This window comes from Microbacterium sp. cx-59 (assembly GCF_020805625.1).
Lineage (GTDB): Bacteria > Actinomycetota > Actinomycetes > Actinomycetales > Microbacteriaceae > Microbacterium.
This window is the reverse complement of sequence record NZ_JAJHGO010000007.1, coordinates 14,175-37,089: the sequence shown is the minus strand read 5'-3', so window position 1 is coordinate 37,089 and position 22,915 is coordinate 14,175. Positions and strand designations below refer to the sequence as shown.

At 70.7% G+C, this 22,915-nt stretch carries 26 protein-coding genes; 13 read left to right on the top strand and 13 right to left on the bottom strand.

Features of this window, described 5'->3' with window-relative positions; all coding sequences use genetic code 11:
- The first annotated feature begins 154 nt into the window (after positions 1–154).
- Positions 155–1,537 (top strand): MFS transporter, encoded by a 1,383-nt coding sequence (locus LMI96_RS07600; protein ID WP_267059338.1) that lies wholly within the window; start codon positions 155–157, stop codon positions 1,535–1,537.
- Between the two features lie 42 nt (positions 1,538–1,579).
- Complete coding sequence (locus LMI96_RS07595; RefSeq protein ID WP_308015753.1) at positions 1,580–2,416, top strand: Cof-type HAD-IIB family hydrolase; 837 nt, start codon at positions 1,580–1,582, stop codon at positions 2,414–2,416.
- Positions 2,417–2,489: 73 nt separating this feature from the next.
- Here the strand turns inward: LMI96_RS07595 and LMI96_RS07590 are convergent, their stop codons facing one another.
- The 8 genes from LMI96_RS07590 to LMI96_RS07555 form a co-directional block, all read right to left on the bottom strand.
- Positions 2,490–3,371: a DUF1295 domain-containing protein gene (locus LMI96_RS07590; protein ID WP_228361051.1), complete on the bottom strand. Its 882-nt coding sequence runs from the start codon at positions 3,369–3,371 to the stop codon at positions 2,490–2,492.
- Between the two features lie 59 nt (positions 3,372–3,430).
- Positions 3,431–5,236, bottom strand: a complete 1,806-nt coding sequence (locus LMI96_RS07585) for a long-chain fatty acid--CoA ligase (RefSeq protein ID WP_228361050.1) — start codon at positions 5,234–5,236, stop codon at positions 3,431–3,433.
- Positions 5,237–5,402: 166 nt separating this feature from the next.
- Entirely contained in the window at positions 5,403–7,001 is a 1,599-nt protein-coding gene (locus tag LMI96_RS07580) for a hypothetical protein (protein WP_228361049.1), read from the bottom strand.
- The gene (locus tag LMI96_RS07575; protein ID WP_228361048.1) at positions 6,983–7,786 is read right to left on the bottom strand and encodes an ABC transporter ATP-binding protein; all 804 of its coding nucleotides are present in this window, start codon (positions 7,784–7,786) and stop codon (positions 6,983–6,985) included. The genes LMI96_RS07580 and LMI96_RS07575 overlap by 19 nt, the downstream gene beginning before the upstream one ends.
- 59 nt (positions 7,787–7,845) lie before the next feature.
- Positions 7,846–8,070: a hypothetical protein gene (locus LMI96_RS07570; protein ID WP_223722493.1), complete on the bottom strand. Its 225-nt coding sequence runs from the start codon at positions 8,068–8,070 to the stop codon at positions 7,846–7,848.
- A 37-nt stretch (positions 8,071–8,107) separates the two neighbouring features.
- The gene (locus tag LMI96_RS07565) at positions 8,108–8,515 is read right to left on the bottom strand and encodes a VOC family protein (protein ID WP_223722494.1); all 408 of its coding nucleotides are present in this window, start codon (positions 8,513–8,515) and stop codon (positions 8,108–8,110) included.
- Between the two features lie 69 nt (positions 8,516–8,584).
- Positions 8,585–9,607 carry a DNA-3-methyladenine glycosylase gene (locus tag LMI96_RS07560; RefSeq protein ID WP_228361047.1) on the bottom strand — a complete coding sequence of 341 codons (1,023 nt, stop codon included), beginning with the start codon at positions 9,605–9,607 and terminating at the stop codon, positions 8,585–8,587.
- 142 nt (positions 9,608–9,749) lie between these two features.
- Complete coding sequence (locus tag LMI96_RS07555) at positions 9,750–10,481, bottom strand: winged helix-turn-helix domain-containing protein (protein ID WP_223722496.1); 732 nt, start codon at positions 10,479–10,481, stop codon at positions 9,750–9,752.
- A 389-nt stretch (positions 10,482–10,870) separates the two neighbouring features.
- Between LMI96_RS07555 and LMI96_RS07550 the strand changes: the two genes are divergently transcribed.
- The 3 genes from LMI96_RS07550 to LMI96_RS07540 all read left to right on the top strand — a co-directional run bounded on the left by LMI96_RS07550 (position 10,871) and on the right by LMI96_RS07540 (position 11,834).
- On the top strand, positions 10,871–11,170 hold the full coding sequence (locus LMI96_RS07550; RefSeq protein WP_223722497.1) for a GNAT family N-acetyltransferase: 300 nt from the start codon (positions 10,871–10,873) through the stop codon (positions 11,168–11,170).
- A gap of 131 nt (positions 11,171–11,301) precedes the next feature.
- Positions 11,302–11,484 carry a hypothetical protein gene (locus LMI96_RS07545; protein WP_228361046.1) on the top strand — a complete coding sequence of 61 codons (183 nt, stop codon included), beginning with the start codon at positions 11,302–11,304 and terminating at the stop codon, positions 11,482–11,484.
- Between the two features lie 2 nt (positions 11,485–11,486).
- Positions 11,487–11,834 carry a hypothetical protein gene (locus LMI96_RS07540; protein WP_223722499.1) on the top strand — a complete coding sequence of 116 codons (348 nt, stop codon included), beginning with the start codon at positions 11,487–11,489 and terminating at the stop codon, positions 11,832–11,834.
- Between the two features lie 23 nt (positions 11,835–11,857).
- On the opposite strand, the gene LMI96_RS07535 is transcribed toward LMI96_RS07540, so the two are convergent.
- Positions 11,858–12,361 (bottom strand): 8-oxo-dGTP diphosphatase, encoded by a 504-nt coding sequence (locus tag LMI96_RS07535; RefSeq protein ID WP_228361045.1) that lies wholly within the window; start codon positions 12,359–12,361, stop codon positions 11,858–11,860.
- A 96-nt stretch (positions 12,362–12,457) separates the two neighbouring features.
- On the opposite strand from LMI96_RS07535, the gene LMI96_RS07530 reads away from it, so the two are divergent.
- The 4 genes from LMI96_RS07530 to LMI96_RS07515 are packed head-to-tail and all read left to right on the top strand — an operon-like array spanning position 12,458 to position 18,335.
- On the top strand, positions 12,458–13,627 hold the full coding sequence (locus LMI96_RS07530; RefSeq protein ID WP_228361044.1) for an exonuclease SbcCD subunit D: 1,170 nt from the start codon (positions 12,458–12,460) through the stop codon (positions 13,625–13,627).
- Positions 13,624–16,635 carry an AAA family ATPase gene (locus LMI96_RS07525; protein ID WP_228361043.1) on the top strand — a complete coding sequence of 1,004 codons (3,012 nt, stop codon included), beginning with the start codon at positions 13,624–13,626 and terminating at the stop codon, positions 16,633–16,635. The genes LMI96_RS07530 and LMI96_RS07525 overlap by 4 nt, the downstream gene beginning before the upstream one ends.
- Before the next feature lie 9 nt (positions 16,636–16,644).
- A complete protein-coding gene (locus LMI96_RS07520; protein WP_223722503.1) occupies positions 16,645–16,827 on the top strand; it encodes a hypothetical protein in 183 nt (60 codons plus the stop codon).
- Positions 16,827–18,335, top strand: a complete 1,509-nt coding sequence (locus tag LMI96_RS07515; RefSeq protein WP_223722504.1) for an MFS transporter — start codon at positions 16,827–16,829, stop codon at positions 18,333–18,335. Before LMI96_RS07520 ends, LMI96_RS07515 begins: the two co-directional genes overlap by 1 nt.
- A 223-nt stretch (positions 18,336–18,558) precedes the next feature.
- On the opposite strand, the gene LMI96_RS07510 is transcribed toward LMI96_RS07515, so the two are convergent.
- Complete coding sequence (locus LMI96_RS07510; RefSeq protein ID WP_223722505.1) at positions 18,559–18,705, bottom strand: hypothetical protein; 147 nt, start codon at positions 18,703–18,705, stop codon at positions 18,559–18,561.
- Positions 18,706–18,831: 126 nt separating this feature from the next.
- Between LMI96_RS07510 and LMI96_RS07505 the strand changes: the two genes are divergently transcribed.
- Positions 18,832–19,824 carry an alpha/beta fold hydrolase gene (locus LMI96_RS07505; protein WP_228361042.1) on the top strand — a complete coding sequence of 331 codons (993 nt, stop codon included), beginning with the start codon at positions 18,832–18,834 and terminating at the stop codon, positions 19,822–19,824.
- 4 nt (positions 19,825–19,828) lie between these two features.
- On the opposite strand, the gene LMI96_RS07500 is transcribed toward LMI96_RS07505, so the two are convergent.
- Positions 19,829–20,338, bottom strand: a complete 510-nt coding sequence (locus tag LMI96_RS07500) for a 2'-5' RNA ligase family protein (RefSeq protein ID WP_228361041.1) — start codon at positions 20,336–20,338, stop codon at positions 19,829–19,831.
- Between the two features lie 49 nt (positions 20,339–20,387).
- Here LMI96_RS07500 and LMI96_RS07495 point away from each other — a divergent pair, with 49 nt between their 5' ends.
- Entirely contained in the window at positions 20,388–21,188 is an 801-nt protein-coding gene (locus LMI96_RS07495; RefSeq protein WP_223722508.1) for an alpha/beta fold hydrolase, read from the top strand.
- Between the two features lie 149 nt (positions 21,189–21,337).
- Positions 21,338–21,541, top strand: coding sequence for a hypothetical protein (locus LMI96_RS07490; RefSeq protein WP_223722509.1), 204 nt, complete (start codon positions 21,338–21,340; stop codon positions 21,539–21,541).
- Between the two features lie 192 nt (positions 21,542–21,733).
- Here the strand turns inward: LMI96_RS07490 and LMI96_RS07485 are convergent, their stop codons facing one another.
- Positions 21,734–22,099, bottom strand: coding sequence for a hypothetical protein (locus LMI96_RS07485; protein WP_223722510.1), 366 nt, complete (start codon positions 22,097–22,099; stop codon positions 21,734–21,736).
- 26 nt (positions 22,100–22,125) lie between these two features.
- The gene (locus tag LMI96_RS07480) at positions 22,126–22,302 is read right to left on the bottom strand and encodes a hypothetical protein (protein WP_223722511.1); all 177 of its coding nucleotides are present in this window, start codon (positions 22,300–22,302) and stop codon (positions 22,126–22,128) included.
- A 155-nt stretch (positions 22,303–22,457) separates the two neighbouring features.
- Here LMI96_RS07480 and LMI96_RS07475 point away from each other — a divergent pair, with 155 nt between their 5' ends.
- The gene (locus LMI96_RS07475) at positions 22,458–22,895 is read left to right on the top strand and encodes a MarR family winged helix-turn-helix transcriptional regulator (protein WP_223722512.1); all 438 of its coding nucleotides are present in this window, start codon (positions 22,458–22,460) and stop codon (positions 22,893–22,895) included.
- Positions 22,896–22,915 lie beyond the last annotated feature (20 nt).

Sequence of the window (22,915 nt, the reverse complement as noted above, 5' to 3'; positions counted from 1 at the left end):
CGCGGAGTTGGGGGCGTGCTCAGGTGGCGCGATCTGTCGCCTCGGGCCGCGGATTGTGACACGCGAGTGGGGTGGGGTGGGGCACGGGGCATGGCGGATGTCGGACGCCCGCGCGATGATGGTCGCGTCAGCCCCTCGCCGATCGGAACCCCTCATGACCGAGCCCGCGCGCACCGTCGCATCGGACGCGCCCGTGCCCGGGCCCGCGACCATCCGGAACTTCTACCAGGTGCTCGTCAACACGCTGATCGCCAACGTCACGACGAGCTACCTCTGGTTCGCCCTCACCTTCTGGGCCTACCTCGAGACGCGGAACGTGCTCGCCACTTCGATCATCGGCGGCAGCTACATGCTGCTCGTCGCTGTCTTCGGAGTCGTGTTCGGGGCGATCGTCGACCATCTGAAGAAGAAGGCCGTCATGGTGCTCTCGAGCGTGATTACGCTCGTCACCTATCTCGCCGCCGGGGCGCTGTTCCTCGCGTTCCCCGAATCGACGCTCATCGACTGGGGCGGGCCATGGTTCTGGGTCTTCGCCGGGGTGATCCTGATCGGCGGTGTGGTCGAGAACCTCCGCAACATCGCGCTGTCGACGACGGTCACGCTGCTGGTCCCGGCAGACCGGCGCGACCGTGCCAACGGGCTCGTCGGCACGGTGCAGGGCGTCGCCTTCATGGTGACGAGCGTGTTCTCCGGGCTGTCGGTGGGCCTGCTGGGGATGGGGCCGACGGTCTTCATCGCGATCGCGGCGACAGCGGTCGCGCTCGTGCACCTGCTGTTCGTGCGCATTCCCGAACGCGGTGTGCTGCGCGATCCCGACGCCGCGCCGAAGAAGATCTCGTTCCGTGGCGTCATTCCGGCGATCCGATCGGTTCCGGGACTCATGCCGCTCATTCTGTTCACGACGCTCAACAACCTCGTCGGCGGCGTCTTCATGGCACTCATGGACCCCTACGGACTCACGCTCTTCTCGGTCGAGATCTGGGGTGTCGTGCTCGGGATCACCAGCATCGGGTTCATCATCGGCGGCGGGCTCGTGGCTAAGTTCGGGCTCGGCAAGAATCCGGTGCGCACCCTGCTGCTCGTGAACGTCGGGGTTTCGGTGCTCGGCCTGACCTTCGCGATCCGCGAATGGTGGTGGCTGTATGCGGCGGGGATGCTCGTGTTCATGGCGCTGATGCCGATCGCGGAAGCGGCGGAGCAGACCGTCATCCAGCGGGTCGTCCCCTTCGAAACGCAAGGTCGGGTGTTCGGGTTCGCCGCCAGCGTGGAATCGGCCGCGTCGCCGATCTCGGCATTCATGATCGGACCGCTGGCCCAGTTCTGGCTGATCCCGTACATGAACACGGATGCGGGGCGAAACGCCTGGGGGTGGCTGCTGGGTGACGGCGAGGCGCGGGGGATCGCGCTGGTGTTCGTGCTCGCGAGCCTCGTGATGCTCGTGCTCGTTCTGCTCGCCCTGATGTCGCCGCCGTACCGACGGCTGTCACGGTCGTACGCGAGTGCCGCGCCGCCCCTCCCGGCGGAGGTCCCGGCCTGAGCCGCGGCGGAGCAGGCGCCCCGGGCGGGGGAGGATGGAGGGGTGACCGCATCCGCATCCGCATCCGTTCCCGTGCTCGCTGACCGACTCGACCTGCGGCTCGTCGCCGTCGACATGGACGGCACTCTGCTCGACGAGCACGGCCAGGTGCCCGAGGGGCTGTGGCCGATGCTCGACCGGCTGCGAGAGCGCGGCATCCTCTTCGCCCCCGCCAGTGGCCGCCAGTACGCGACGTTGCGGCGAGAGTTCGGCGCCCACGGCGATGACATGGTGTTCATCGCCGAGAACGGAACGTACGTCGTGCAGCACGACGAGGAGATCAGCTCGGATGTGCTCACGCCCGCGGTCGTCGCCGACGTCCTCGCGGCAGCCCGCGCGCTCACGGTCGACGCCGGCGTCGTGCTGTGCGGCAAGCGTTCGGCGTACATCGAACGGACGGATGCCGCGTTCCGCGCCGAAGCCGACCGCTACTACGCCGAGCTCGCCCCGGTGTCGGACCTCGGCGCCGTCGACGACGACATCATCAAGATCGCGGTCTTCGTGTTCGGCAACGCCGAGACCGAGGTGGCGCCGGAACTCGAGCGCTTCCGCAGCTCGCTGCAGGTCGTCGTGTCGGGTGAGCACTGGGTGGACGTGATGAACCCGGGCGTCAACAAGGGCGAGGCGCTCCGGCGACTGCAGACCGCCCTCGGGGTGACCGCGGCGCAGACCGTCGTCTTCGGCGACTACCTCAACGATCTCGAGATGATGGATGCGGCTGAGCACTCCTACGCGATGGCGAACGCGCACCCCGACGTCCTGGCGCGAGCCCGCCATCGCGCCCCGTCGAACCGCGACCACGGCGTGATCCGCGTGCTCGAGCAGTTGCTCGATCGCTGACCCGGGCCGCATTCGCGCGACCGACTCGCCCCGCGCTGACCCGGCCCGCGATCGCGCCCCGCGGGGCGCCCGCTCAGGCGCTCCGAGACAGGCGCGGGAGAAGCACGGGAGTGCGCCGCTTGTACGCCTGATAGTCGTCGTCGCCACCCCACTTCCGCTCGGCCTTCGCCTCGAGCAGGGGGATGCCGCTGACCCGGGTGAGCAGCAGGATCACGAAGAGCGGCGAGATGACGGCGATCCACTGCCAGCCCGACAGCACCGGCGCGGCGACGAGGAACACCCCGATCCAGAGCACGATCTCGCCGAAATAGTTGGGATGCCGTGAGCGGGACCACAGACCCGACGCGATGAATCGCCCCGAGTGGGCGGGATCCGCCGTGAAGGCGTTCTTCTGCGCGTCGGCGATGACCTCGATCGTCATGCCGAGCACCCAGACGAGCACTCCCACGATCGTGAGCCAGCCGATCGGCTCGCGCGCGGTGCCGCTCATCGCGATCCAGGCGGCGGATGCGGTGAGGCTCACCCATGCGCCCTGGATCACCCAGACCTGCAGGAACCGCACCGGATCGCCCTTGATGTCATCGAAGCGGTCGTCGGCGCCCGAGCGGCGGATGCGCAGGAACAGGAACGAGCCGAGCCGTACCGCCCACAGCGTCACCATCGCGGCGAGGATTCCGCTCCGCACGTCGGCGCCGGGCGAAAGCACGAACAGCCCGATCGAGATGAGCGTGAAGGTCACGGCGCCGGTGAGGTCGAAGAAACGCTCTGTGCGCGCGATCACCGACGGGATGTAGACGAGAACCTGGATGCCGAACGCGGCGGCGACGGCGATCGCGAAGAGCGGGATGCCGCCGAGCGTGGCGCCGTTCGCACTGCCGGCGAGGGCGACGAGCGCGCCGATGACGAGGGCGACGACGATGGTCGCGATCGAGGTGCGGGTCTTCTTGGTTGCCATCCGTCGGAGGCCTTTCGGTGCAGAGGAGTGCGATTCGGATGCGGACGCGGTCCGCGGGGTCAGCGGTAGAGGTTCTCGATCGACGAGGCCGCGCGGGCGAGCACCGCACGGCGCTTGATCTTGAGCGTCTGGGTGACGAGCTCGGTGTCATCGAGGTCGGCGAGCACGATCGCGAAGCGTCGCACTTGCTCGCTGCGCGAGACCCGCGCGTTCGCGCTGTCGACGATCCCGCGCAGATGCGCGCGGAGACGCGTGTCGGTCACCTCGGTGAGAACGCCCGCCGCATCCCGCTCGAGCGCACTGCCCGCCGCATCCGCCCACGTACCGGCGGCAGCGGGGTCGAGCACGAGGAGCGCGGAAAGGTACGAGCGGCCCTCGCCGATCATCACCGCGTGGGCGACGAGCGGGCTCGCTTCGACGGCGCGTTCCCAGGCGCTCGGCACGACGGTCTTGCCGTTGCTCGTGACGATCACGTCTTTCAGGCGACCCTCGAGCACGACCCGGCCCTCTGCGTCGAGGCGACCGAGGTCGCCGGTGCGGAAGAACCCGTCGACGAAGGCGTCGGCCGTGTCCGCGGGATCGCGGTAGCCCGCGAACACGCCCACGCCGCGCGCGAGGATCTCGCCCTCGGCGGAGATACGCACGGTCGACCCGGGGAGCGGGCGGCCGACCGTGCCGGAGCGGATGTCGCGGGGCAGGTTGCCGGTGAGGGGCGCGGTCGTCTCGGTCAGCCCGTATCCCTCGATGACGGGAACGCCGATGCCGCCGAAGAACAGCGACAGCTCGGGGTCGAGAGCCGCGCCGCCGGAGAGCACGTAGTCGACTCGGCCGCCCATCACGGCGCGCAGCCTCCGGAAGAACAACCGGTCGAAAAGGGCGCGGCGGGCGCGCACCGAGAGGCGCGCAGGCGCGCGGTCCTCTGCGGCGGAGCCCGCGGTGACGGCCGTGGACACCGCGGCAGCCCACACCCGGCCGAGCCGCGCGTCGGCGGCTTTCTGCGCCGCCGCGGCCTGGATCTTCTCGAGCACGCGCGGCACGGCGACGAGGAACGTGGGGCGGATGGTGCCGAGCGTCTCGACGACGCGGGTCGTGTCGGAGAGGTGGGCGATCCGCATCCCGCTCGCGAGGCAGATGAGCTGCAGCCCGCGGGCCAGCACGTGGGCGAGGGGCAGGAAGATGATCGTGTTGCCGCCGGGATGCACGACCTCGCGGTAGGCGGCCGCGATGTTCAGCACCTGGCCGACGAAGTTGCGGTGGGTGAGGATCGCGCCCTTCGGCTCGCCGGTAGTACCCGACGTGTAGACGATGGTCGCCGGAGCATCGAGGTCGGCGTGAATACGTCGCCGCTCGAGTTCTTCGTCATCGACCTCCGCGCCACGAGTCGCGAGCAGGGCGACGCCGTCCGCCGCATCCATCGACCAGGCGCCGAGACCCCCAGTGCCGGTCTGGGTGAACGCCTCGCGGAGCACGTCGACCTGGGCCGCGCCTCCGATCGCCAGGCGCACCCGGGCGTCGCGCACGATCGCGGCCACCTGTGCCAGTGACGAGGTCTCGTACACGGGCACGACGACGCCCCCCGCGAACCACGACGCGAGATCGGCGACCGCCCAGGCGTACCGGGTGGGAGCCATGATCGCGATCGCATCGCCCGGCGCGATGCCCGTGGCGATCAATCCCTTCGCGAGTTGCCGCACCTCGGCGAGGAACGCCGCGGTGGTGACCGGATGCCACGGCGCGGCGGGGTCCGCATCCGGCACCTCGAAAGCCACGTGCTCGGGTGCTATCGCGGCGCGCTCGATGAGCAGATCGGTCACATTGCGCCGGTCGTCGATGTCGACGAGTGGTTCGGTGGTGTGCTCCTGCATAGCGCGGGTAGTCCTTCCTGCCGTGATCTGCCGTGCGCGCTGCGGTGACGACAGCGCGGGCGCACGCGGAAGCAGCCGCTTCCGCCCCGGAGCGCGATCGGCTCGGGCGCCCGCAAGGTCTTCGGAGCGGTCGGCTCAGCGGATGGCAGGAGGATGCAGCGGAGGGTTACGCGTTCTTGAATGCGCGCAGGCGCGCGAGCAGCGCGGGAGCGTTGCGATCGAATGAGCGACCGCCGAGGAACACCCCGCCCACCGCGAATACGGCGCCGAGACCGAACCCGGCGACCAGCGCGACCCAACCGAACAGCGCCTGTCCGGTGGCCGCGGCGAGGATGGCGGGCACGAGCGAGGGGAGCCCGAGCACACCGATTCCGAGCCAGATGCCGAGCATCGTCAGGCCGGCGAGGGCGTTCGTGCCGGGGACCCGCTTGAACGGGCTGTCGCCGGGCGCCGGAACCGGCACCACGATGTACGCCGACGTGACCGCGCTGACGCCGTATCCGGTGAGCAGAAGCCCGATGCTCGCACCGAGCACCGGCGGCAGCAGCTCCCAACGCCCCGACAGCCCCGTCGCGAGCAGGTCGATGGCGATGATCAGCGGCACGCCGATCGCGCTGGCGGCGAGGATCCGTCCGGCGCGGTCTTGACGGCCCCGGATGCCGGTGGTCAGCACCGTGGCGAACGCCGTGCCGTCGTACGACACGTCCGCGTAGGGCACGACCCCGAGGATGAACGCGACGAGCACCCCGGAGAATGCGAACAGCGGACTCGTCACGTCGCCGCCCGAGTAGAACAGCATGAGCAGCGGGAAGATCGGCACGACCAGCAGCTGCCGGAGGTAGCGCGGATCGTGCAGCCAGTAGGTCTGCGCGCGCGCCCAGGTGGCGCCGGTCGGGCTCGTCCGCATCCGCCCGAACCAGCCGAGCTTTCCGGACTTCACGGTCGCGGCGCTCCGGTGCGAGGGCGAGGTCAGCGCGGTGACGAGGCTGAGCCGCCAGAGCAGCCACAGTGCCACGAGGGTGGCGATCGCGATGAGCAGCTTGCCGAGCGCCGGCAGGAGAGCTCCGGCGGCGAGGTCGCCGGGCACGGCCCAGGCTGCGGCGAGCGGCGTCCACGAGAGTGTCGCGACGAACCCGCTGATCCGGCCGAGGGGGTCAGGTCCTGCCGTGACGCCCGCCTCGACGAGGTTCAGGATGCCGAGGGTGAGGGGGCCGGCGAGCAGGATCACGAGGAACGCGGCCCCGCCGATCAGCTCTCGCGTGCGCCGGTTGCCGCCGGCTCCGCTCGTGAGCGCGGCCACCAGGCGCGACGCGACGACGACCGTGAGCAGGCCCAGCGGAACGCACAGCACGGCGGCGGCTGCGGCGGCCGGCCAGCGGAAGTACGCCAGGAAGATGCCGAGCGCGCCCACGGTCGTGGCGAGGCCGGGAACGCCGGTCAGCCCGGCGAGGGTCAGGGCGCGCATCAGCTGACCGGTCGTGATGGGGAAGGGCGCGAGCTTGGCGGGATCGAGCGTCGTGTCGACACCGGCGATGAACAGCGGGCCGAGCGTCCACCCCAGGAGGAGCACGGCCCCGGCGATCGTCACGACGAGGCGACTCGCATCCAGTCCGGCGAAGCCGACCGCGAACAGGCCCGCCCAGACGAGCGCGAGCATGCCGAGCGCACCGAGGGTGCCGAGGATGAAGCCGACGAGCTGCCAGGGGCTCGAGGCGAGCGTGTTGCCGAGGACGCGGAACCGGATCCTCAGGAGAGTCGCAACCACTCGGGGCCTTCCGTGTGGTGGCGGCCGCCGACGAGTTCGACGAAGCGATCCTGCAGGGTGTTCGCCCCGCGCACCTCGTCGACGGTTCCGGCCGCGAGCACGCGCCCGCCGGCGATGACGGCGACGTGATCGCACATGCGCTGCACGAGGTCCATCGAGTGGCTGGAGACGATGACGGTTCCGCCGCTGCTCGTGTAGCTGCGGAGCACGTCCTCGATGTTCGCCGCAGAGACCGGGTCGACCGATTCGAAGGGCTCGTCGAGGACGAGGATGCGGGGCGCGTGCACGAGCGCGCAGGCGAGGGCCACCTTCTTGGTCATGCCGGCGGAGTAGTCGACGACGGGGGTGCCCGCGGCCTGACCGAGATCCATCAGCGCCAGAAGATCCGCGGTGCGACCGGCGAGTTGGTCGCGCGGGACGCCGAACATCATGCCCGTGTAGGTGATGAGCTGCTCGCCGGTCAGCCGGTCGAAGAGCCGTATGCCGTCGGCGAGGTTGCCGATCATGGCCTTCGCGGCGACCGGGTCGCGCCAGACATCCACTCCGTGCAGGACCGCCGCACCCGCGTCGGGGCGGAGAAGTCCGGTCGCCATGGACAGGGTGGTCGTCTTGCCGGCGCCGTTCGGGCCGACGAGTCCGTAGAACGACCCGGTCGGCACGTCCAGATCGAGCTGGTCGACCGCGACCTTCTCGCCGAACCGTTTGAGGAGACCGCGCAGCTGCAGCGCGGGCCCTGCGGCGGAGGGGACATCGATCGGAGGAATCGCGGCTGCCGGTGTCGTCACGGCCTCATCCTAGGAGGTCGCCGCGACCGGGATCCAGATTCCTCGCCCGGGCGACGCCGTTACAGCTGTGCGCCGTCGTCGTCGCGATCGTAGATTCCGACGTTGCGCCCGCGCCACGACTCGTAGGCGATCACCCAGCCGACCGAGACCGCGGCGGCGATCAGGAGGCCGACCCACACGCTCCCGAGGGCGAGGCCGACGAACACCCCGACCGCGAAGAGGAGGACGGTGCCGAGGGCCCATGTGGTGCGGCCACGCGGCCAGCCGGTTCCGGATGCGCTCATGGACTCAGGCTAGGGGACCGCGTCCGGATGCGGCGCATCACGCGTCGGCCGCCACCATCCACGGGATCCCGAAACGGTCGATGAGCATGCCGAACTTTCCGCCCCACGGCGGGATCTCGTACGGCAGCGTCACCGTTCCGTCTGCGGCGAGCCCGTCCCACGCGGCCTGCAGGGCCTCGCTGTCGTTGCCCGAAAGCGAAACCGAGACGCCCGCGGCCGCCTGATACGGCATGCCGGGCGGGGTGTCCGACGCCATCAGGACCAGGCCGCCCGGGGTGGTGAGCTGCGCGTGCATGACCAGATGCATGTCATCGGGCGAGATGCCCATCTCCTCGTAGCCCTCGAACGTGTCGATCACGAGGTCCCCACCCAGAACGGACTGGTAGAACTCCATCGCGGCACGGGTCTCGGCCTGGAACGACAGGTACGGATTGAGGCGCAGCATGGTTTCTCCTTCGAAACGGGTTCGGACACGGCCAGTGTGACCGCGGGGCCCGACGGCCACAAGAGGGGGTCAGCGCGCGCGGTGGTCCTCCGGATGCAGTCGAGGCCCTCGGCGCGGTTCCTGCACCCCGCTCGCGCCGATCAGCCGAATGACCCGCTGGCGGTGCCCGGCCCAGGGGGCGAGCAGCGCGAGCATGCCGTCGTCGTCGGTGCGGGTTCCGGTGAGGGCGTGACCCACCTGGTGCGCGAGGTGGTAATCGCCGACGCTGACCGCATCCGGATCCCCATAGGCGCGGATGCGGGTCTCGGCCGACGTCCACGGCCCGACTCCGCGGAGGGCGGTGAGAACCGATTCGCGCGCTTCGCCGCCCGCCGCGGCGTCGAGGGTGCGGACGAGGGAGGTTCCGCGCGCTGCGACCTGCACGACCGTCCGGGACTGGGGCGGCTCGAGGCCGGCACGGTGCCACGACCACGACGGAATTCGCCGCCACTGGTCGATCGAGGGCGGTGCGAACATGGGGCGCGGCGTCGGGCCGGGCGCGCGCTCACCGAACCACGTCACGATCCGTCGCCAGGCGCCGAACGCCTGCATCCCGGTGACCTTCTGCTCGAAGATCGCGCTCGCGAGGGCGTCGAAGACCAGGTCGGTGCGTCCGAGCCTGAGCCCGGGGTGGCGGTGATGGCTCGACGCGATGAGCGGATGCCGATCGGCGTCGAAGCCGTCGGGATCGTCGTGGGCGCCGCAGAGCGCGGGCAGTTGATCGAGCGCCCAGTCGGCGCCCGGTCCCCATGCCGCGGCGCGCACCGCGCCTCCCGCCGTGGCGCGCAGGGCGACCGTGGCGATCCCCGCCGGGGTGCGGCTCGCCCGCCAGATGACCGGCCCGTCGACGACGAGGCTCGGGTCGTTGCTCCCGTGCCGTTGGTGCACGACCGTGCGGTGCAGATCGAGCGCGTGCCGCGGCGTGTACGTCGTCTCGAGCCGGGCGTGCGGGGCCCGGGGCGCGTCTCGCTCCGCCGGTGCCGGTCGCTCGGCCTGCTCCGCTCGCTCCACCGGTGCCGCGCGCGGGGCAGTCGCGGTTCCGGTCGGGGTCATGGGCTCACCCTAAGCGTCCCCCGCCGACATCCGCCGCCCGCATCCGCCGTCCGCCCTGTCGATACCGGACCGCGAGACAGCAGTCGAGCGGCGAGACAGCGGCTCCCGACCAACGTCTCGCCGCGAAAGTGCAGTCTCGCGGTCAGAAGCGGTCGGGGGAGGGAGTGCCGTGGCCGTAGCGGATGGCGACGTCGGCGTGACGGTCGAAGCGGTAGCCGACACCGCGCACGGTGCGGACGATGTCTTCGAAGCGACCCAGCTTGGCGCGCAGACGCCGCACGTGCACGTCGATCGTGCGCTCGCCGGGGGCCTCGTCGTCGCCGAGCTGCCAGAGCGAGGAGACCAGCTCGGTGCGCTCGATCGTGCGTCCCTCGCGGAGCACGAGGTACTGCAGCAGCTCGAACTCCTTGAACGTGAAGGCGGCGGACTCGCCGTCGATCAGCACGCGCTTGCGAGAGATGTCGACGACGACGCCGGCCTCGGCGCGCTCTTCGACCTCGATCTCGGGCTTCGTGCGGGCGACCGCGGACGGCTCGTGCAGGGCCAGACGCACGACGTCGACGTCACGGCCACCGGCGCCGGCCGGGGCGAGCGCGACGGTCGCGTAGGTCTCGGCGTCGGGGGCGAGCTCGTGCAGCGTGCGGCGGAGGGCCTCGACGATCCGGCCGAGCGAGACACCGGATGCGGCGGCCTTCGCCTCGTCGAACCCGACGTACAGGCCGAACCCTCGCGGTGCGGTGCCGGCGGGGATGCTGCGGTCAGCGGCGGGCGCCTCGGGAGCGGGAGCGGATGCGGCGACGGATGCGTCGTCCACGATGCGGAGGGCGGGACGCGTGGCGGGGGCGGTGTGGTCGATGAGGGCAGTGGTCGACATGGCAGAAGTCCTTGCGGAGAGTGAGCCGGCGCGCGGCGCCCGGCTCTTCGTGTTGTTGTTCTCGGCCCGTCGTGGGGCCGGGTGCGCGGCACTCGCTCGAATGAGCGGCACCGGGGACTCGCTGCGAGGATTCAGCGGGCGAGTCCGACGGGGGTCACCGATTCAGCTGCACATTCGACAACACAGAACAATGCGACCGGCCATCATGGTGCCGGCAGTCCCGTTCGCCTCCCAGGCGGACAGAGAACGTGCATTGTCAGTCATGACCCCGATTATCACGGAGTCCGCTGTGCCCGTCAAACTGCGCCGCCCCGGCCCCGGCCGTGTGACGAATTATGACGGTGCCCGCGAACGGATCCGGGGCCTCCCCGGCGGCGTAGCCTGGGCGGGTGACCGATCTGCGATTCACGGACGAGAAGGATGCCTCGCGCTACACGCTGCACGATGGCAACGATCTGGTGAGCGTGCTCGATTACCGCGATGACGGCCGATCCGTGGCGATGACCCGGGCGTTCACCATCCCCACGTTCCGTGGTCACGGCTACGCGGGAGCGCTCGTCGAGCGGGCCGTCGCGTCGCTCGAACAGCAGGGCGACCGCGAGGTCATCCCGGTGTGCTGGTACGTCGCCGAGTGGTTCGACGCGCACCCGGAGCGCGCCGGAATCCTCCAGGCCCGCCGCTCCGCGTAAGCGGACTACCCGCCCGCGCCGCCCGCGCCTCCGTCGCGGTCGGCGGACCTACTCACCGCATCCGGCAGCGTCAATCCCCCGTCCCACGCACGCGCGGCCGAGGATGCTGGGGGCAACAAGAGGAGTACGCCATGGACGATCGTGATCTGCCCGAAGGTGTCAACAACGCGAACCCGCCCGGCGGATGGGAGAGCGGCGACGTCGCCGACGCGGAAACCGAAGCGCAGAACGCCGAGGCCATCGACTCACCCGAACTGATCGAGTCGGACGAGCCTGGACAGGCCGCCGACCCCGACCTCGCGACCGGAGAGTGACCATGGGCGACAACGAGAAGTACAGCGCCGACGCGCAGAACGAGCGGGAGGATGCCGCGGCCGCCACCGAGACGGATGCCGCACCGACCTTCACCGACCCGAACCAGTCCGACACCGAGGCCTCGTCGCCGCATCCAGGGGAGACGCAGGACGCGCCCCTGATGGATCAGCATGACGCGTCGATCGACGACAAGATCAACGGCATCGTCGCGCAGACGCGGATCGATGTGCCGGGCGCCGACCACGACCGCATCGTGGATGTGCTGCGGCAGCGGTTCTCGGATGCGGGCATCGGCGGCGTGGACGACGACCGGTTCGCCGCACTCGCGAAGCGCGTCGCGGCGGGCTGACCGCTCCCGCACGGCCCCGGGCGTCAGTGTGCGATCGCCGCGCCGCCCGGGAGCCCGGGGGACTCGGCGACCACGGTCGCGAGATCATCGCCGAACGTGAAGGTGGCGCCCGCCTGCCCGCCGCGGAGAACTCCGGGGAGCCACCGGCGGGCGTCGTCCCACATCCGCTCGAACGGCACGTCGTCGACCGCGAACCACGCGGGCACGATCTCCTCGGTCTCGGCGGGAGTTCCGGCGAACTGCCGGCAGACGAACACGTGCGATCGCTGCGACCACGACGGTTCGGCGGGGAACAGGTAGTCGAAGACCCCGACCGGTTCGAGATCGGCCGTCGAGATCTCCAGCTCGGTCTCTTCGCGCACTTCGCGGACGGCGGCATCCGCGATGCTCTCGCCGGGTTCGACCTTGCCGCCGATGCCGACGACGCGGCCGAGTCCAAGACCGGTGCGCTTGTAGCCGAGCAGAACCTCGTCTACCCCGGCGCTGCGGCGCAGGAGATAGACGACGCAGACCGCGCGCAGTTCCATGAGCGAAACCCTATGCGTCGTATGTTTCGTGTTCGTGTTTCGCCCGCCCGGGCGCGGGATCACGGCGGTGTCGGAGGCTCGACATAGCGTGAAGGCATGCGCATCCTGCACACCTCCGACTGGCACATCGGGCGCACCTTCCACGGGTGGTCGACGCTCGAGGCGCTCCGCGGTGTGCTCGAGACGCTCGTCACGCAGGTGCGCGAGAACGACGTCGACGTCGTGATCGTGGCGGGCGACGTGTTCGACTCCGCGACCCCCGCCGCCGAGTGCTACACGCTCCTCAGCGACACCCTGCGCGGTCTCGCTGATACCGGTGCGCGGGTCGTCGTCACGAGCGGCAACCACGATTCCGCCGCACGCCTCGGCTTTCAGGCCGGGCTCCTCCGTGAGGGCATCCACGTGGTCACCGACCCGCTGTCGGTGGGCTCGCCCATCACGATTCCGGATGCCGACGGCCCCGTGCATCTCTACGGCATCCCCTACCTCGAGCCCGCCCGCGTGCGCCACCTGTGGGACGGCGTCGAGCTGCGTACCCAGGCGCAGACCCTCGCGCACGCGATGGATCTCGTGCGGGCCGACCTCGCCGTCCGCGGCGGGCGCTCCGTCGCGATCGCGCACTGCTTCGCGGCCGGCATCGAGGCCACCCCGGGCGTCGAGCGCGAGATCCGACAGGGCAACCTCGACGTCGTGCCGCTGCACGTCTTCGATGGGCCCGACTACGTCGCGCTCGGGCACATCCACGGGCGTCAGCGGCTGTCGGAACGCGTGCGGTACGCCGGGGCGCCGCTGCACTACAGCTTCGGAGAGAAGGGGCGCCTGCGCGGGTCGTGGCTCGTGGATCTCGACGCGTCGGGGCTCGCCGACGTCACCTGGCTCGACCTGCCCGTGCCTCGCCGCCTCGAGGTGCTGCGGGCGCCGCTCGCCGAGCTGATCGAGAGCGATCTCTACGCGGGCGCCGCGGATGCATGGGTGTGCGTGGAGTACACCGACACCCTGCCGCAGCGCGACGTCATGCGCCGGTTGCAGGAGCGGTTCCCCTTCTGCGCGACCGTGAGCCACACTCCGGCCGTCGCGCCCGCCGATGACGGACGCACGTACGTCGACCGGGTGCGGGCCGCCCGCAGCGACCGCGAGCTGATCGACGCGTTCCTCGTGCACGTTCGCGAAGGCGAGGCGGCGAGCGAGCGCGAGGCCGAACTCATCGGCGACCTGATCGCCGACGACCGTCCGATCGCGGCCGTGCTCGCCGAGGCGCAGAGGTGAAACTGCACCGTCTGGAGCTCACCGGGTTCGGCCCGTTCCGCGACACCCAGACGGTGGACTTCGATCGGTTCGATGCCGACGGCATCTTCCTCATCTCGGGACGCACCGGCGCCGGCAAGTCCAGCGTGCTCGACGGCGTGTGCTTCGCGCTGTACGGCAACGTTCCCCGCTACGACGGGCCTGACCGCCGGCTCCGCAGCGACCACTGCCGACCCGACGACCCGACCGAAGTCCGGCTCGAATTCACGGTCGGTGGCTCCCGCTGGCGGGTGATCCGGGCGCCGGAGTACTCGCGCCCGAAGCTCCGCGGCGATGGAGAGACCCGCGAATCCGCGCGCGCCGAGCTGTTCGAGCTCACGGACGGTGGGTGGGTGGGTCGGGCGGGCAAGCCGCGCGACGTGGCCGAGGTGCTCGACGGGGTCCTCGGGCTGAATCTGCAGCAGTTCCAGCAGGTCATCCTGCTCGCGCAGAACAAGTTCTCGCGGTTCCTGCTCGCCAAGAACGATGAACGCCAGGCGCTCCTTCGCACCCTGTTCGGCACCCGTCGCTACGAGGACTACGCGCGGGCGCTCGATGAGCGGCGGAAGACGGCGCAGCAGCTCGTCCGCGACCGGGGCGTGGGCGCCGCGAGCTTGCTCGCCGAAGCCGAGCGGCTGGTCGCCGAGCAGCATCTGGAGGGCGTCGAACCGGCTCCTGCCGAGGATGATCTCGGCGCGCGGCGGCAGGCGGCGGTCACGGCCGTGCAGCGCGCCGAGTATCGCGTCGAGGTCCGCGCACAGGAGCGGACCGCCGCCGAGGCTGCAGCCGTCGTTGCGGCGGCCGAGCACGCCCGGGTCAGCGCGCTGCGTGCCGCGCAGACCGCACGGGATGCGGCGGCGACGCAACTCGCCGCGCTCGAGGCGGAAGCGGCCGACATCGACGCCGATCGAACGCGAATCGAACGCGCCGTCGCCGCCGAGACGCTGCGCGCGTCGCTCGACGCCGTCGCGCAGACGGCGGCGACGCAGACCGCCGCGTCGGATGCGGTGCGCGTCGCGGCCGATCGCTGGGAGGCGGGCGGCGACGACCCCGACGTCGACCTCGTTGCGCTGGATGCGCTCGATGACCAGCTGACGGGTGGCCTCGCCCGGTGGCAGGCGGCCGAGAGCGCCGAGCGCGACCTGGTGAGCGCGGAGGCGACGCACACGGCGCTCGTCGATCGCGCGGCGACCCAGGAGGCGGCGCTCGCGGCCCTGCGCGGCAGTCGCGCGACGGTGCCTGCCGAGCTGGCGTCGCTCGACGATGAGCTGGCGACCGCTCGCGCCGCGGCGGGTGCGGCCGAGGCCCTCCGCGCCGCGCTCGCGGCTCTCGCGCAGCGGCTCGAGGCGGCGCGATCCGCCGAGACGCTCCTCCCCGAGGTGGCGGCGGCGGATGCGGCCTATGCGGCGGCGCTGGATGCGTCCGCCGCGGCGGGGAGCGCCCTCACCGCACTCCTGCAGCGACGCCTCGCCGGCCACGCCGGCGAGCTCGCAGCGGCGCTGGTCGACGGCGAGCCCTGCGCCGTGTGCGGTGCGACCGCGCATCCGCATCCGGCGGCGCCGACCGACGAACCCGTCACCGACGACATGATCGCGGCGGCCGAGCGTGCCCGCGAGGAAGCGGTGGCGGCGGAGCGCCGTGCGGGAGACGAGGCGCGCGAGCATCGCAGTGCGCACGCCGCGCTCGCCGCGCGCGCCGGCGGGGAGCCCGTCGCCGACCTCGCCGCACAACTCGCGGAGGCCGAGGCTCAGGTCGCGGCCGCGACGGCCGCCGAGACCCAGCGGGACGCGCTGCAGGCGCGCCGCGCAGCGCTCGTGGAGCGCGAGGCCCAGGCGGCCCGCGATATCGAGTCGCTCGCGGCCGAACTCGCCGTCGTCCGCGAAGACGCCGCCCGCGCGGCGACCACGGCCGACGCCCTCCGCGGCGCGGTCGAGACCGCGCGCGGCGCGTTCGCGTCGGTCGCCGAGCGCGTGCAGGAGGCGACCGCGCGGCGGGAGCGCGCTCGCGCGCTGCGTGCCGCGATCCGCGCGCAGGCGACGGCGGATGCCGCGGCGGAGGCAGCCGCATCCGACCTCGCCGACCGCGTCGCCGCCTCGCCGTTCCCGGATGCGGAGGCCGTGACCGCAGCCCTCCTCCCGGCCCCGACGGTGCAGCGGCTGCGGGACCGGGTCGCGGAACACGACCAGCAGCTCGCGGTCGTGCGGGCGCGCCTGCTCGAGCTGCAACTGGAGCTGGCGGGCATCCCCGACGAGAGCGTCGACCTCACCCCGGCGGAGGTGGCGCTCGCGGCGGCCGATGCCGCGCGGGCCGCGTCCATCACGGCGTTGAGCGTCGCCCGCACGACCGCCGAGCGCCTCCGCGATCTGGTGCAGCGCACCGACACCGCGTACGCCGAGATCGCCCTCCTCGACGAAGATGCCGCCGTCGTCGCTCGGCTCGCCGACACCCTGCAGGGGCGCGCGCCCAACACCAAGCGCATGACGCTCGAAACGTTCGTGCTCGCCGCCGAACTCGAAGACATCGTGGGTGCCGCGAACCTGCGCCTGGCCGACATGTCGTCGGGTCGGTACTCGCTACTGCACACCGATTCGCTCGCCGCGCGCGGCGCTGCATCCGGGCTCGGCATCGAGGTCATGGACGCCCACACCGGGCAGTCCCGCCCACCGCAATCGCTGTCGGGCGGTGAGACCTTCCTCGCCTCGCTCTCGCTGGCGTTGGGCCTCGCGGAGGTCGTCACGAACCGAGCCGGCGGGTTGCGTCTCGATACGCTCTTCATCGACGAGGGCTTCGGTTCGCTCGATGCCGAGACGCTCGAGTTCGCGATGCGCGCGCTCGACGAGCTGCGCGCGGGAGGGCGAACGGTCGGAGTCATCAGCCACGTCGAGGCGATGAAGGAACAGCTTCCGGCGCAGTTGCTCGTGGAGGCGACACCGCAGGGACCCAGCGTGATTCGGATTCCCTCTGGCCGCGTCGTCACAGGTCGGTCGTAGGCTGGACCGGTGACAAAGAACAGCCTCTGGACTCTCCTCGGCGTGGTCGCAGCCATCGTGATCGGCTGGATCCTCGTCAACATCCTCTTCTCGGTGGTCGCGTTCCTCGTGAAGCTCGTGCTCGTCGCGATCGTCGCCCTCGTGGTGTTCTTCGTCCTGCGGTCGGTCTTCGCCCGGCGCGATCAGCCCTGATGCCCGGCGCCGCGAGCTCGCCGAACACCGGCGCGAACCCGATCACGACCGATATTCCGCTGTCGCCCGCCACCCGTTGGCGGGCGTTCTGGGTGTGCGTGGCGGTCGCGGGCCTGACGATCCTTGACCTGTCGAAGGTCAACGTGGCGCTGCCCTCGATCGAGACCGCGTTCGGTGCGGGCTCGACCGAACTGCAGCTGATCGTCTCCGGCTACGTGCTCACCTTCGGCCTGTTCCTCGTGCCGATGGGACGCATCGGCGACCAGCGGTCGCGTCGCGCGCTGTTCCTCATCGGGCTCTCGGTCTTCACCCTCGCGAGCGTCGCCTGCGCGGTCGCCCCGAACACGGGCGTGCTGCTCGCGGCCCGGCTCGTGCAAGGCATGGCGGCCGGCACGCAGATGCCGCAGGTGCTGGGGCTCATTCAGCAGCTGTTCCAGGGCAAGGAACGCGGGCGGGCGTTCGGGCTCTTCGGTGCGACGATCGGTGTCGCGACGGCCTTCGGCCCGACGCTCGGCGGCCTGCTGATCGCCGTCGGCGGCGAGACCGACGGATGGCGCCTCATCTTCTGGATGAACCTGCCCCTGGGGCTTGCCGCGATCGCGGCGGCCGTCTGGCTGCTGCCGACGACACGCACCCGATCGTCGCGCCCCCTCGCGCTCGATCCGATCGGCCTCGTGCTGTTCGGACTCACGATCGTGGCGCTGATGGCGCCATTCCTCTTCACGACGGGGTCGCCGAGCGATGATCCGCGCCGCTGGTGGCTGCTGGTTGCCTTCGTGCTCGTCGGGGCGGGTTTCATCGCGTGGGAGCGCCGGTACGCCGAGCGCGGTAAACAGCCGCTGATCCCTCTCGGCCTCTTCAAGATCGCGTCATACCGCAACGGCACGATTCTCCAGGCCGCCTACTTCACAGCCGCCCCATCGATGTTCCTGCTCACGACGCTCTATCTGCAGAGCGGGCTGCACATCGAACCCGTATTCGCGGGCATGGTCACGATCGGCTTCGCGCTCGCGAGCGCGGTCTCATCGTGGGTGGGCGGCAACCTGGTCGGCACCTACGGGCGCCCGGTCGTCGTCTGGGGGCTCGCGCTGGTGCTCGTCTGCGTCGCTGGTCTCGTCGCGACGGCGCTGTACGTGCCGGATGCGGCGACGCCCTACGTGATGGCGGGTGTCATGATCATCGGCGGTATCGGTGGCGGTCTCGTGATCTCGCCGAACCAGACCCTCACCCTCGCCGACATCCCGGTACGACAGGGGGGCCTCGCGGGTTCGGTCGGGCAACTCGGCCAGCGCATCGGCACCGCCGTCGGAACGGCGATCGCCCTCGCGCTGTTCTACGCCACGGTGTACCGCGAGCAAGACGTCGCGGTCGACGCGGTCGTCTTCCACGACGCGTACGGGTTCGGCATGGTGTCGGTCGGGATCGCGGTGGCGATCGCGTTCGTCATCTCGGTCGTCGACCTCTCCGTGCGCCGGCGTTCGCAGAAGCTGGCCGACGCGTCGTCCTGACCGCGTCGCCGCGGGCTATGGCGAAATGCACAGGCAAAGCTGTGCAGAGCGGCTCATCGGAGGCGCTCGGATGACGCATACTGGTAACGCACGTTCCCCGCGAAGGCTCGTGTGACATAGGTCCCGACCATCCGCACGATGGTCGGGACCTTCTTATGTCGCCGCATGAGCCACCCGCGAGCTCGAAACCAGTTCACCGCATCCGTGACGGATCCGGTATCGGTTATTTGGGGGACACGGAGCCGCCGGGTGCATCGTCGACCGACACCTCGACGTCGGGGCCTTCGAGCGAGGCCGCGTCGGTCGCGCCGAGGTTCTCGGCGATCTCGTCGCTGCCGTCACGGTTCTGCGGGTTCTCGGATCCGGACATGGGGTTCTCCTCCTGTGGGCGAACGAATGGTGCCTCGACCGTAGAACGCGGCGGGCCGGGCGCGCGGGGGTGGACACCGCCCGCGCGCGGCGCGTACCGTGCTCCGGTGTTTGCGAGGATGGGGGGATGCCGGCCCGCGCGCACCGTCGCAATGCCCCCGATGTCACCGTCGACGTCACCCGAGTGCGCCGCGGCGCGGTCTACGCGCGGGTGTCGACAATCGCCGCCGAGGGCGAGCGGGCCTTCGTCCTGGTCGCCGGCATCGGCGTCGCCGCGACGTACTTCGAGCGGCTCGCCCCGCACCTGAACGAGTTCGGGGCCGTGCACGCCCTCGACCTGCCGGGTTTCGGGGGCGTTCCGCATCCGGGTCGCGCCATGACGATCGCGCAGTACGCCGACCTGGTCGAGGCGGTGATCGACGATCTGCAACTCCATGATCCGATCCTGATCGGGCACTCGATGGGCACGCAGCTCGTGGCCGAGGTCGCCGCGCGTCGCGCCGACCTGCAGACCGTCGTCCTCATCGGTCCGGTCGTCGACCCGCACGCCCGACGACTCCCGGTTCTCGCCTGGCGGTTCCTGCGGGCCACCTGGCACGAACCGTTGAAGGTCAAGCTGCTCGCGTTGAGCGCCTACCTGACGTGCGGGTTCCGTTGGTTCTTCCGCATCCTGCCCGTGATGATGCGGTTTCCGATCGAGGACCGGTTCGCGAAGATCCGTGCGCGGACGCTCGTCATCCGTGGTGAGCACGACGCGGTCGTTCCGCGCGAGTGGGCGCAGCGGGTCGCCGAGAGCATCCCGTTCGCCTCGACGTGGGAGATCGGTGGCGCCGGTCACTCGGTCATGCACGGCCACGCGGACGGGGTCGCGAAGCTCTGCCTGGAGTTCGCACGGATGCCGCGCGACACCGACGACCTGTTGAACCGCATGTCGGATGCCGAGGCCGAGGTGCGCGAGCCGCTCGCGGCCACTCCGGGAGCCGCATTCCGTGCGCTCGTCGGCCGATTGCGCGAGACGGTCGGCGTCTGGCGGCGGGACGACCGCCTGATCGCCCGAGGGAAAACCGAGCACGCGCGGGCGATGGCCGAGGACCGCCCTCGATCCACGGTGGGGGACTGAGGCGTCAGCCGAGCACGGTGACGCGGGCGGATGCGGAATCCCACCGGCGGAGCGACACCAGCGCGCCCTCGATCTCGGGGCCGAGCAGGTCGAGCGCCTGCGGGAGCGTCTCGAGCCGGAGTCGCCGCGCGAGCGTGATGTGCGGCGTCCACGCGCCGGGAGCGGTGTGCGGCGCGTCCGCCTCGGTGTCAACCGCCGCCGTGTGCACACCGCGATGGACCGCGAGGAGATCGCCGGTCGGCACCACGTGGCGCGCGAGCACGCGACGGTCGCCCGCGCCGAAGAGCAGGGCGGCCCCCAGCCGCACCGGGATCGGCAAGCGCGCGACGACCCCCGAGACATCGAGGGCCGCGAGCGTCGGCCGGGCCAACAGGGTCAGGTGCGGGCGATTGCTCGGCGACGTGTGCGCGGCGAGGCTCGAGAACCCGGCATCCGCGAGACGTTGCCAGTCGGCGCGCACGGCGGCCTCGCTCTCGGGGTCCAGGAGCAGCTCCAGGCTGACGACATCGCTCACCGTGTCAGCGTAATTCGCTCCGATGCGGCGCCGGGAGGAGAATCGTGCCGTGACCACTGCGCTGCCCGACCTGACGTCGATGCCCGAACCCCAGTACGTCATGGCCGGTGACGGCCAGCGGATCGCGACCTATTCGTGGGGCGAGGACACCGGCCTCACCGTGCTGCTGGTGCACGGCTTCGCCTCGAGCACCCGCGACAACTGGGTGAACACGGGGTGGGTGCGCGATCTGCAGCGCGCCGGGTACCGCGTGCTCGCGCTCGACCAGCGTGGCCACGGCCGCAGCGACAAGCCGCACGATCCTCTGCAGTACGGGCTGCGCACGATGGCCGATGACGTCGAGGCCGTGCTCGACACGTACCTCGTCGACACCGCGTTCTACGTCGGCTACTCGCTCGGTGCCCGCGTCGGGTGGGAGGTCGCGCAGGACTTCCGCGGCCGGGTCGAGCGCGTCGTACTCGGGGGAGTGCCGGATGGTGTGCCCCTCAGCCGTCTCGATCTCGACCAGGCGCGGGCTTTCGTCGAGGACGGCACACCGGTCACCGACAAGGTCACGCAGAACTACGTGCAGCTGATCGAGCGCGTCGGCGGCAACGATCTCCGGGCGCTCCTCGCGATCGCGGAGGGGATGCGGGCATCGGGCGTCGCCGATCCGTCGCCGGACCGGGCGCCGACCCAGCCGGTGCTGTTCGCGACGGGCTCGCTCGACGGCATCCTGGAGGGCTCGAAGTCCCTCGCTGCCGCGTGCGAGAACGGACGATTCCTGGAGATTCCCGGGCGGCACCACTTCAACGCGCCGGGCTCCCGCGAGTTCCGCACCGCGGCGCTCGCGTTCCTCGCCGAAGCCTGACGCTCCCCGGTGCAGGGCCGAGGATGGTGCCGCGTCGCCCGCACGATTTCTCACGTACGCGGACACGTAACCTCGGCGAAAAGCTGCCGGGATAGCCTGCGGGTGACCGTGCCTCCGCGGTCGTCTTCCGCTTTGGAGAGGCTACGGCCATGACCCACTCGCGTTCCGACCAACGCAGCATCCGCGCGGCAGAGAAAGAGCGAGCGAAGGTGCATGCTCGCCATTCCCGATCGCGTGATGCGCGCATCCGGCGCCAGGTGTCTCAGCGCCGGCACTGGAGCGTGTACGTCGGCGTGACGATGCTCGCGCTCGGGGTCGTGGCGCTCGTGGTGGCGGCGATCATCACGCGCTGAGACCGCTGTCTCCCTCGAACGAGACATCCCCTCTCGCGACACCGCGAGAGGGGATGTGAGCGAAGAGGTCGAGACCTCGCCTAGCTCGGGGTGCTGCCTGTTCGGGCCTTCGCGGGGAGCGAACCGACAACGCTTATTCGTACCACACTGAACGGTTCACGTCCGCTCATTTCGGGCACGGTGGATAACTGATCAGGCGACGCGCGAGAGCGCGGGCTGCGGGCGACGGCTGCGGGTCGACATCTGCGCGGGCAGTTCGCCGGCCGCGTCGAGGTCGACGGTGAGTCCGGCGGTCGAGTTCGCCTGTTCGGCGAGCCCCCGGAGCACGGCTGGGTCGAGGCGAACGGGCTCGGCGGATTCGAACTGGAACCGGAGGGGGATGGAGGGCTGCAGCCACAGCGTCTCACGGCCGGCCTTGCCTCCGACGGTGCGTCGGAGCGTCAGCGTGAACGATTCGCTGCGGCGCAGCTTGGTCGATGCCACGACCTGGAGGTGTGCCAGCAGCGTGTCGTCGATCTCGACGGCGGTGTCGGTGTTGGCGTAGAAGAGCTGACCCATGGTGACGACTCCAGTGTGAGAGGGGGTTAGAGGAACGTGATCGACAGGGTGGCGGCGCACGCGGCGAGGGCTGCGGCGCCGCTGACGACGGCCGTGAGTGCCATCGTGGATGCGGTGATCTGCGGGGCGCGACGCGGCGCGGCAACGAAGGTCGCGCGGCGAGGGGCGCTCGGGCGGCCGGTCGTCGTGTGGAGAAGCGTCATGTCGAGTCCCTTGATCGGATCCGGTGTGCCCGGCGAGATTTACCTTAGCAAACTATCTAACGAACTTAGGTAAAAATCCGAGAGAGTTTGACTTATCCCTAAGTTCGTTAGGTAATCTCACGACTTATCGTCGGTTCTCGTGTCACGATGGACGGATGGTGAGTTCCACGACGCGCGAGTCTTCCCTGGCCCGCGCTCTGGCCCGGTACATCGACGCTCGAACCGACGCGCTGCGGGAAGCACGCAAGACGCTCGGCATCAACGAGATGGACGCGCGGGCGCTGCTGTTCATCGCCGAGAACCCGGGTCTGAAATCCGGCGAGCTGCGCGACCACTTGAACATCACGTCGGCCGGTGTGACGACCCTGATCGACCGGTTGGCCGAACGGGATGCGGTGCGCCGCGAGCCGGATGCATCCGATCGGCGGGTGAGCCGCATCCACCTCACGATCGACCTCCGGGCCGACCCGTGGAACATCCTGACCCGGTTCGACGACGACCTGACGGCGGCGGCACTCAGCAAAGGCGCCGAGGTCACGGATCCGTTCGCGGAGCTTCTCGAGGAACTGACGGCGTCCGCATCCGGGCGTTGACCCGGTCGCTCGGCGCCGGG

Coding starts and splice junctions, on each gene's coding strand:
- LMI96_RS07505 (WP_228361042.1), top strand. CDS start 18,832: ATGCCGGCCCGCGCGCACCGTCGCAATGCCCCCGATGTCACCGTCGAC.
- LMI96_RS07535 (WP_228361045.1), bottom strand. CDS start 12,361: ATGGAACTGCGCGCGGTCTGCGTCGTCTATCTCCTGCGCCGCAGCGCC.
- LMI96_RS07590 (WP_228361051.1), bottom strand. CDS start 3,371: ATGGCAACCAAGAAGACCCGCACCTCGATCGCGACCATCGTCGTCGCC.
- LMI96_RS07490 (WP_223722509.1), top strand. CDS start 21,338: ATGACCCACTCGCGTTCCGACCAACGCAGCATCCGCGCGGCAGAGAAA.
- LMI96_RS07475 (WP_223722512.1), top strand. CDS start 22,458: ATGGTGAGTTCCACGACGCGCGAGTCTTCCCTGGCCCGCGCTCTGGCC.
- LMI96_RS07480 (WP_223722511.1), bottom strand. CDS start 22,302: ATGACGCTTCTCCACACGACGACCGGCCGCCCGAGCGCCCCTCGCCGC.
- LMI96_RS07600 (WP_267059338.1), top strand. CDS start 155: ATGACCGAGCCCGCGCGCACCGTCGCATCGGACGCGCCCGTGCCCGGG.
- LMI96_RS07560 (WP_228361047.1), bottom strand. CDS start 9,607: ATGACCCCGACCGGAACCGCGACTGCCCCGCGCGCGGCACCGGTGGAG.
- LMI96_RS07515 (WP_223722504.1), top strand. CDS start 16,827: ATGCCCGGCGCCGCGAGCTCGCCGAACACCGGCGCGAACCCGATCACG.
- LMI96_RS07570 (WP_223722493.1), bottom strand. CDS start 8,070: ATGAGCGCATCCGGAACCGGCTGGCCGCGTGGCCGCACCACATGGGCC.
- LMI96_RS07555 (WP_223722496.1), bottom strand. CDS start 10,481: ATGTCGACCACTGCCCTCATCGACCACACCGCCCCCGCCACGCGTCCC.
- LMI96_RS07545 (WP_228361046.1), top strand. CDS start 11,302: ATGGACGATCGTGATCTGCCCGAAGGTGTCAACAACGCGAACCCGCCC.
- LMI96_RS07530 (WP_228361044.1), top strand. CDS start 12,458: ATGCGCATCCTGCACACCTCCGACTGGCACATCGGGCGCACCTTCCAC.
- LMI96_RS07485 (WP_223722510.1), bottom strand. CDS start 22,099: ATGGGTCAGCTCTTCTACGCCAACACCGACACCGCCGTCGAGATCGAC.
- LMI96_RS07565 (WP_223722494.1), bottom strand. CDS start 8,515: ATGCTGCGCCTCAATCCGTACCTGTCGTTCCAGGCCGAGACCCGTGCC.
- LMI96_RS07585 (WP_228361050.1), bottom strand. CDS start 5,236: ATGCAGGAGCACACCACCGAACCACTCGTCGACATCGACGACCGGCGC.
- LMI96_RS07540 (WP_223722499.1), top strand. CDS start 11,487: ATGGGCGACAACGAGAAGTACAGCGCCGACGCGCAGAACGAGCGGGAG.
- LMI96_RS07510 (WP_223722505.1), bottom strand. CDS start 18,705: ATGTCCGGATCCGAGAACCCGCAGAACCGTGACGGCAGCGACGAGATC.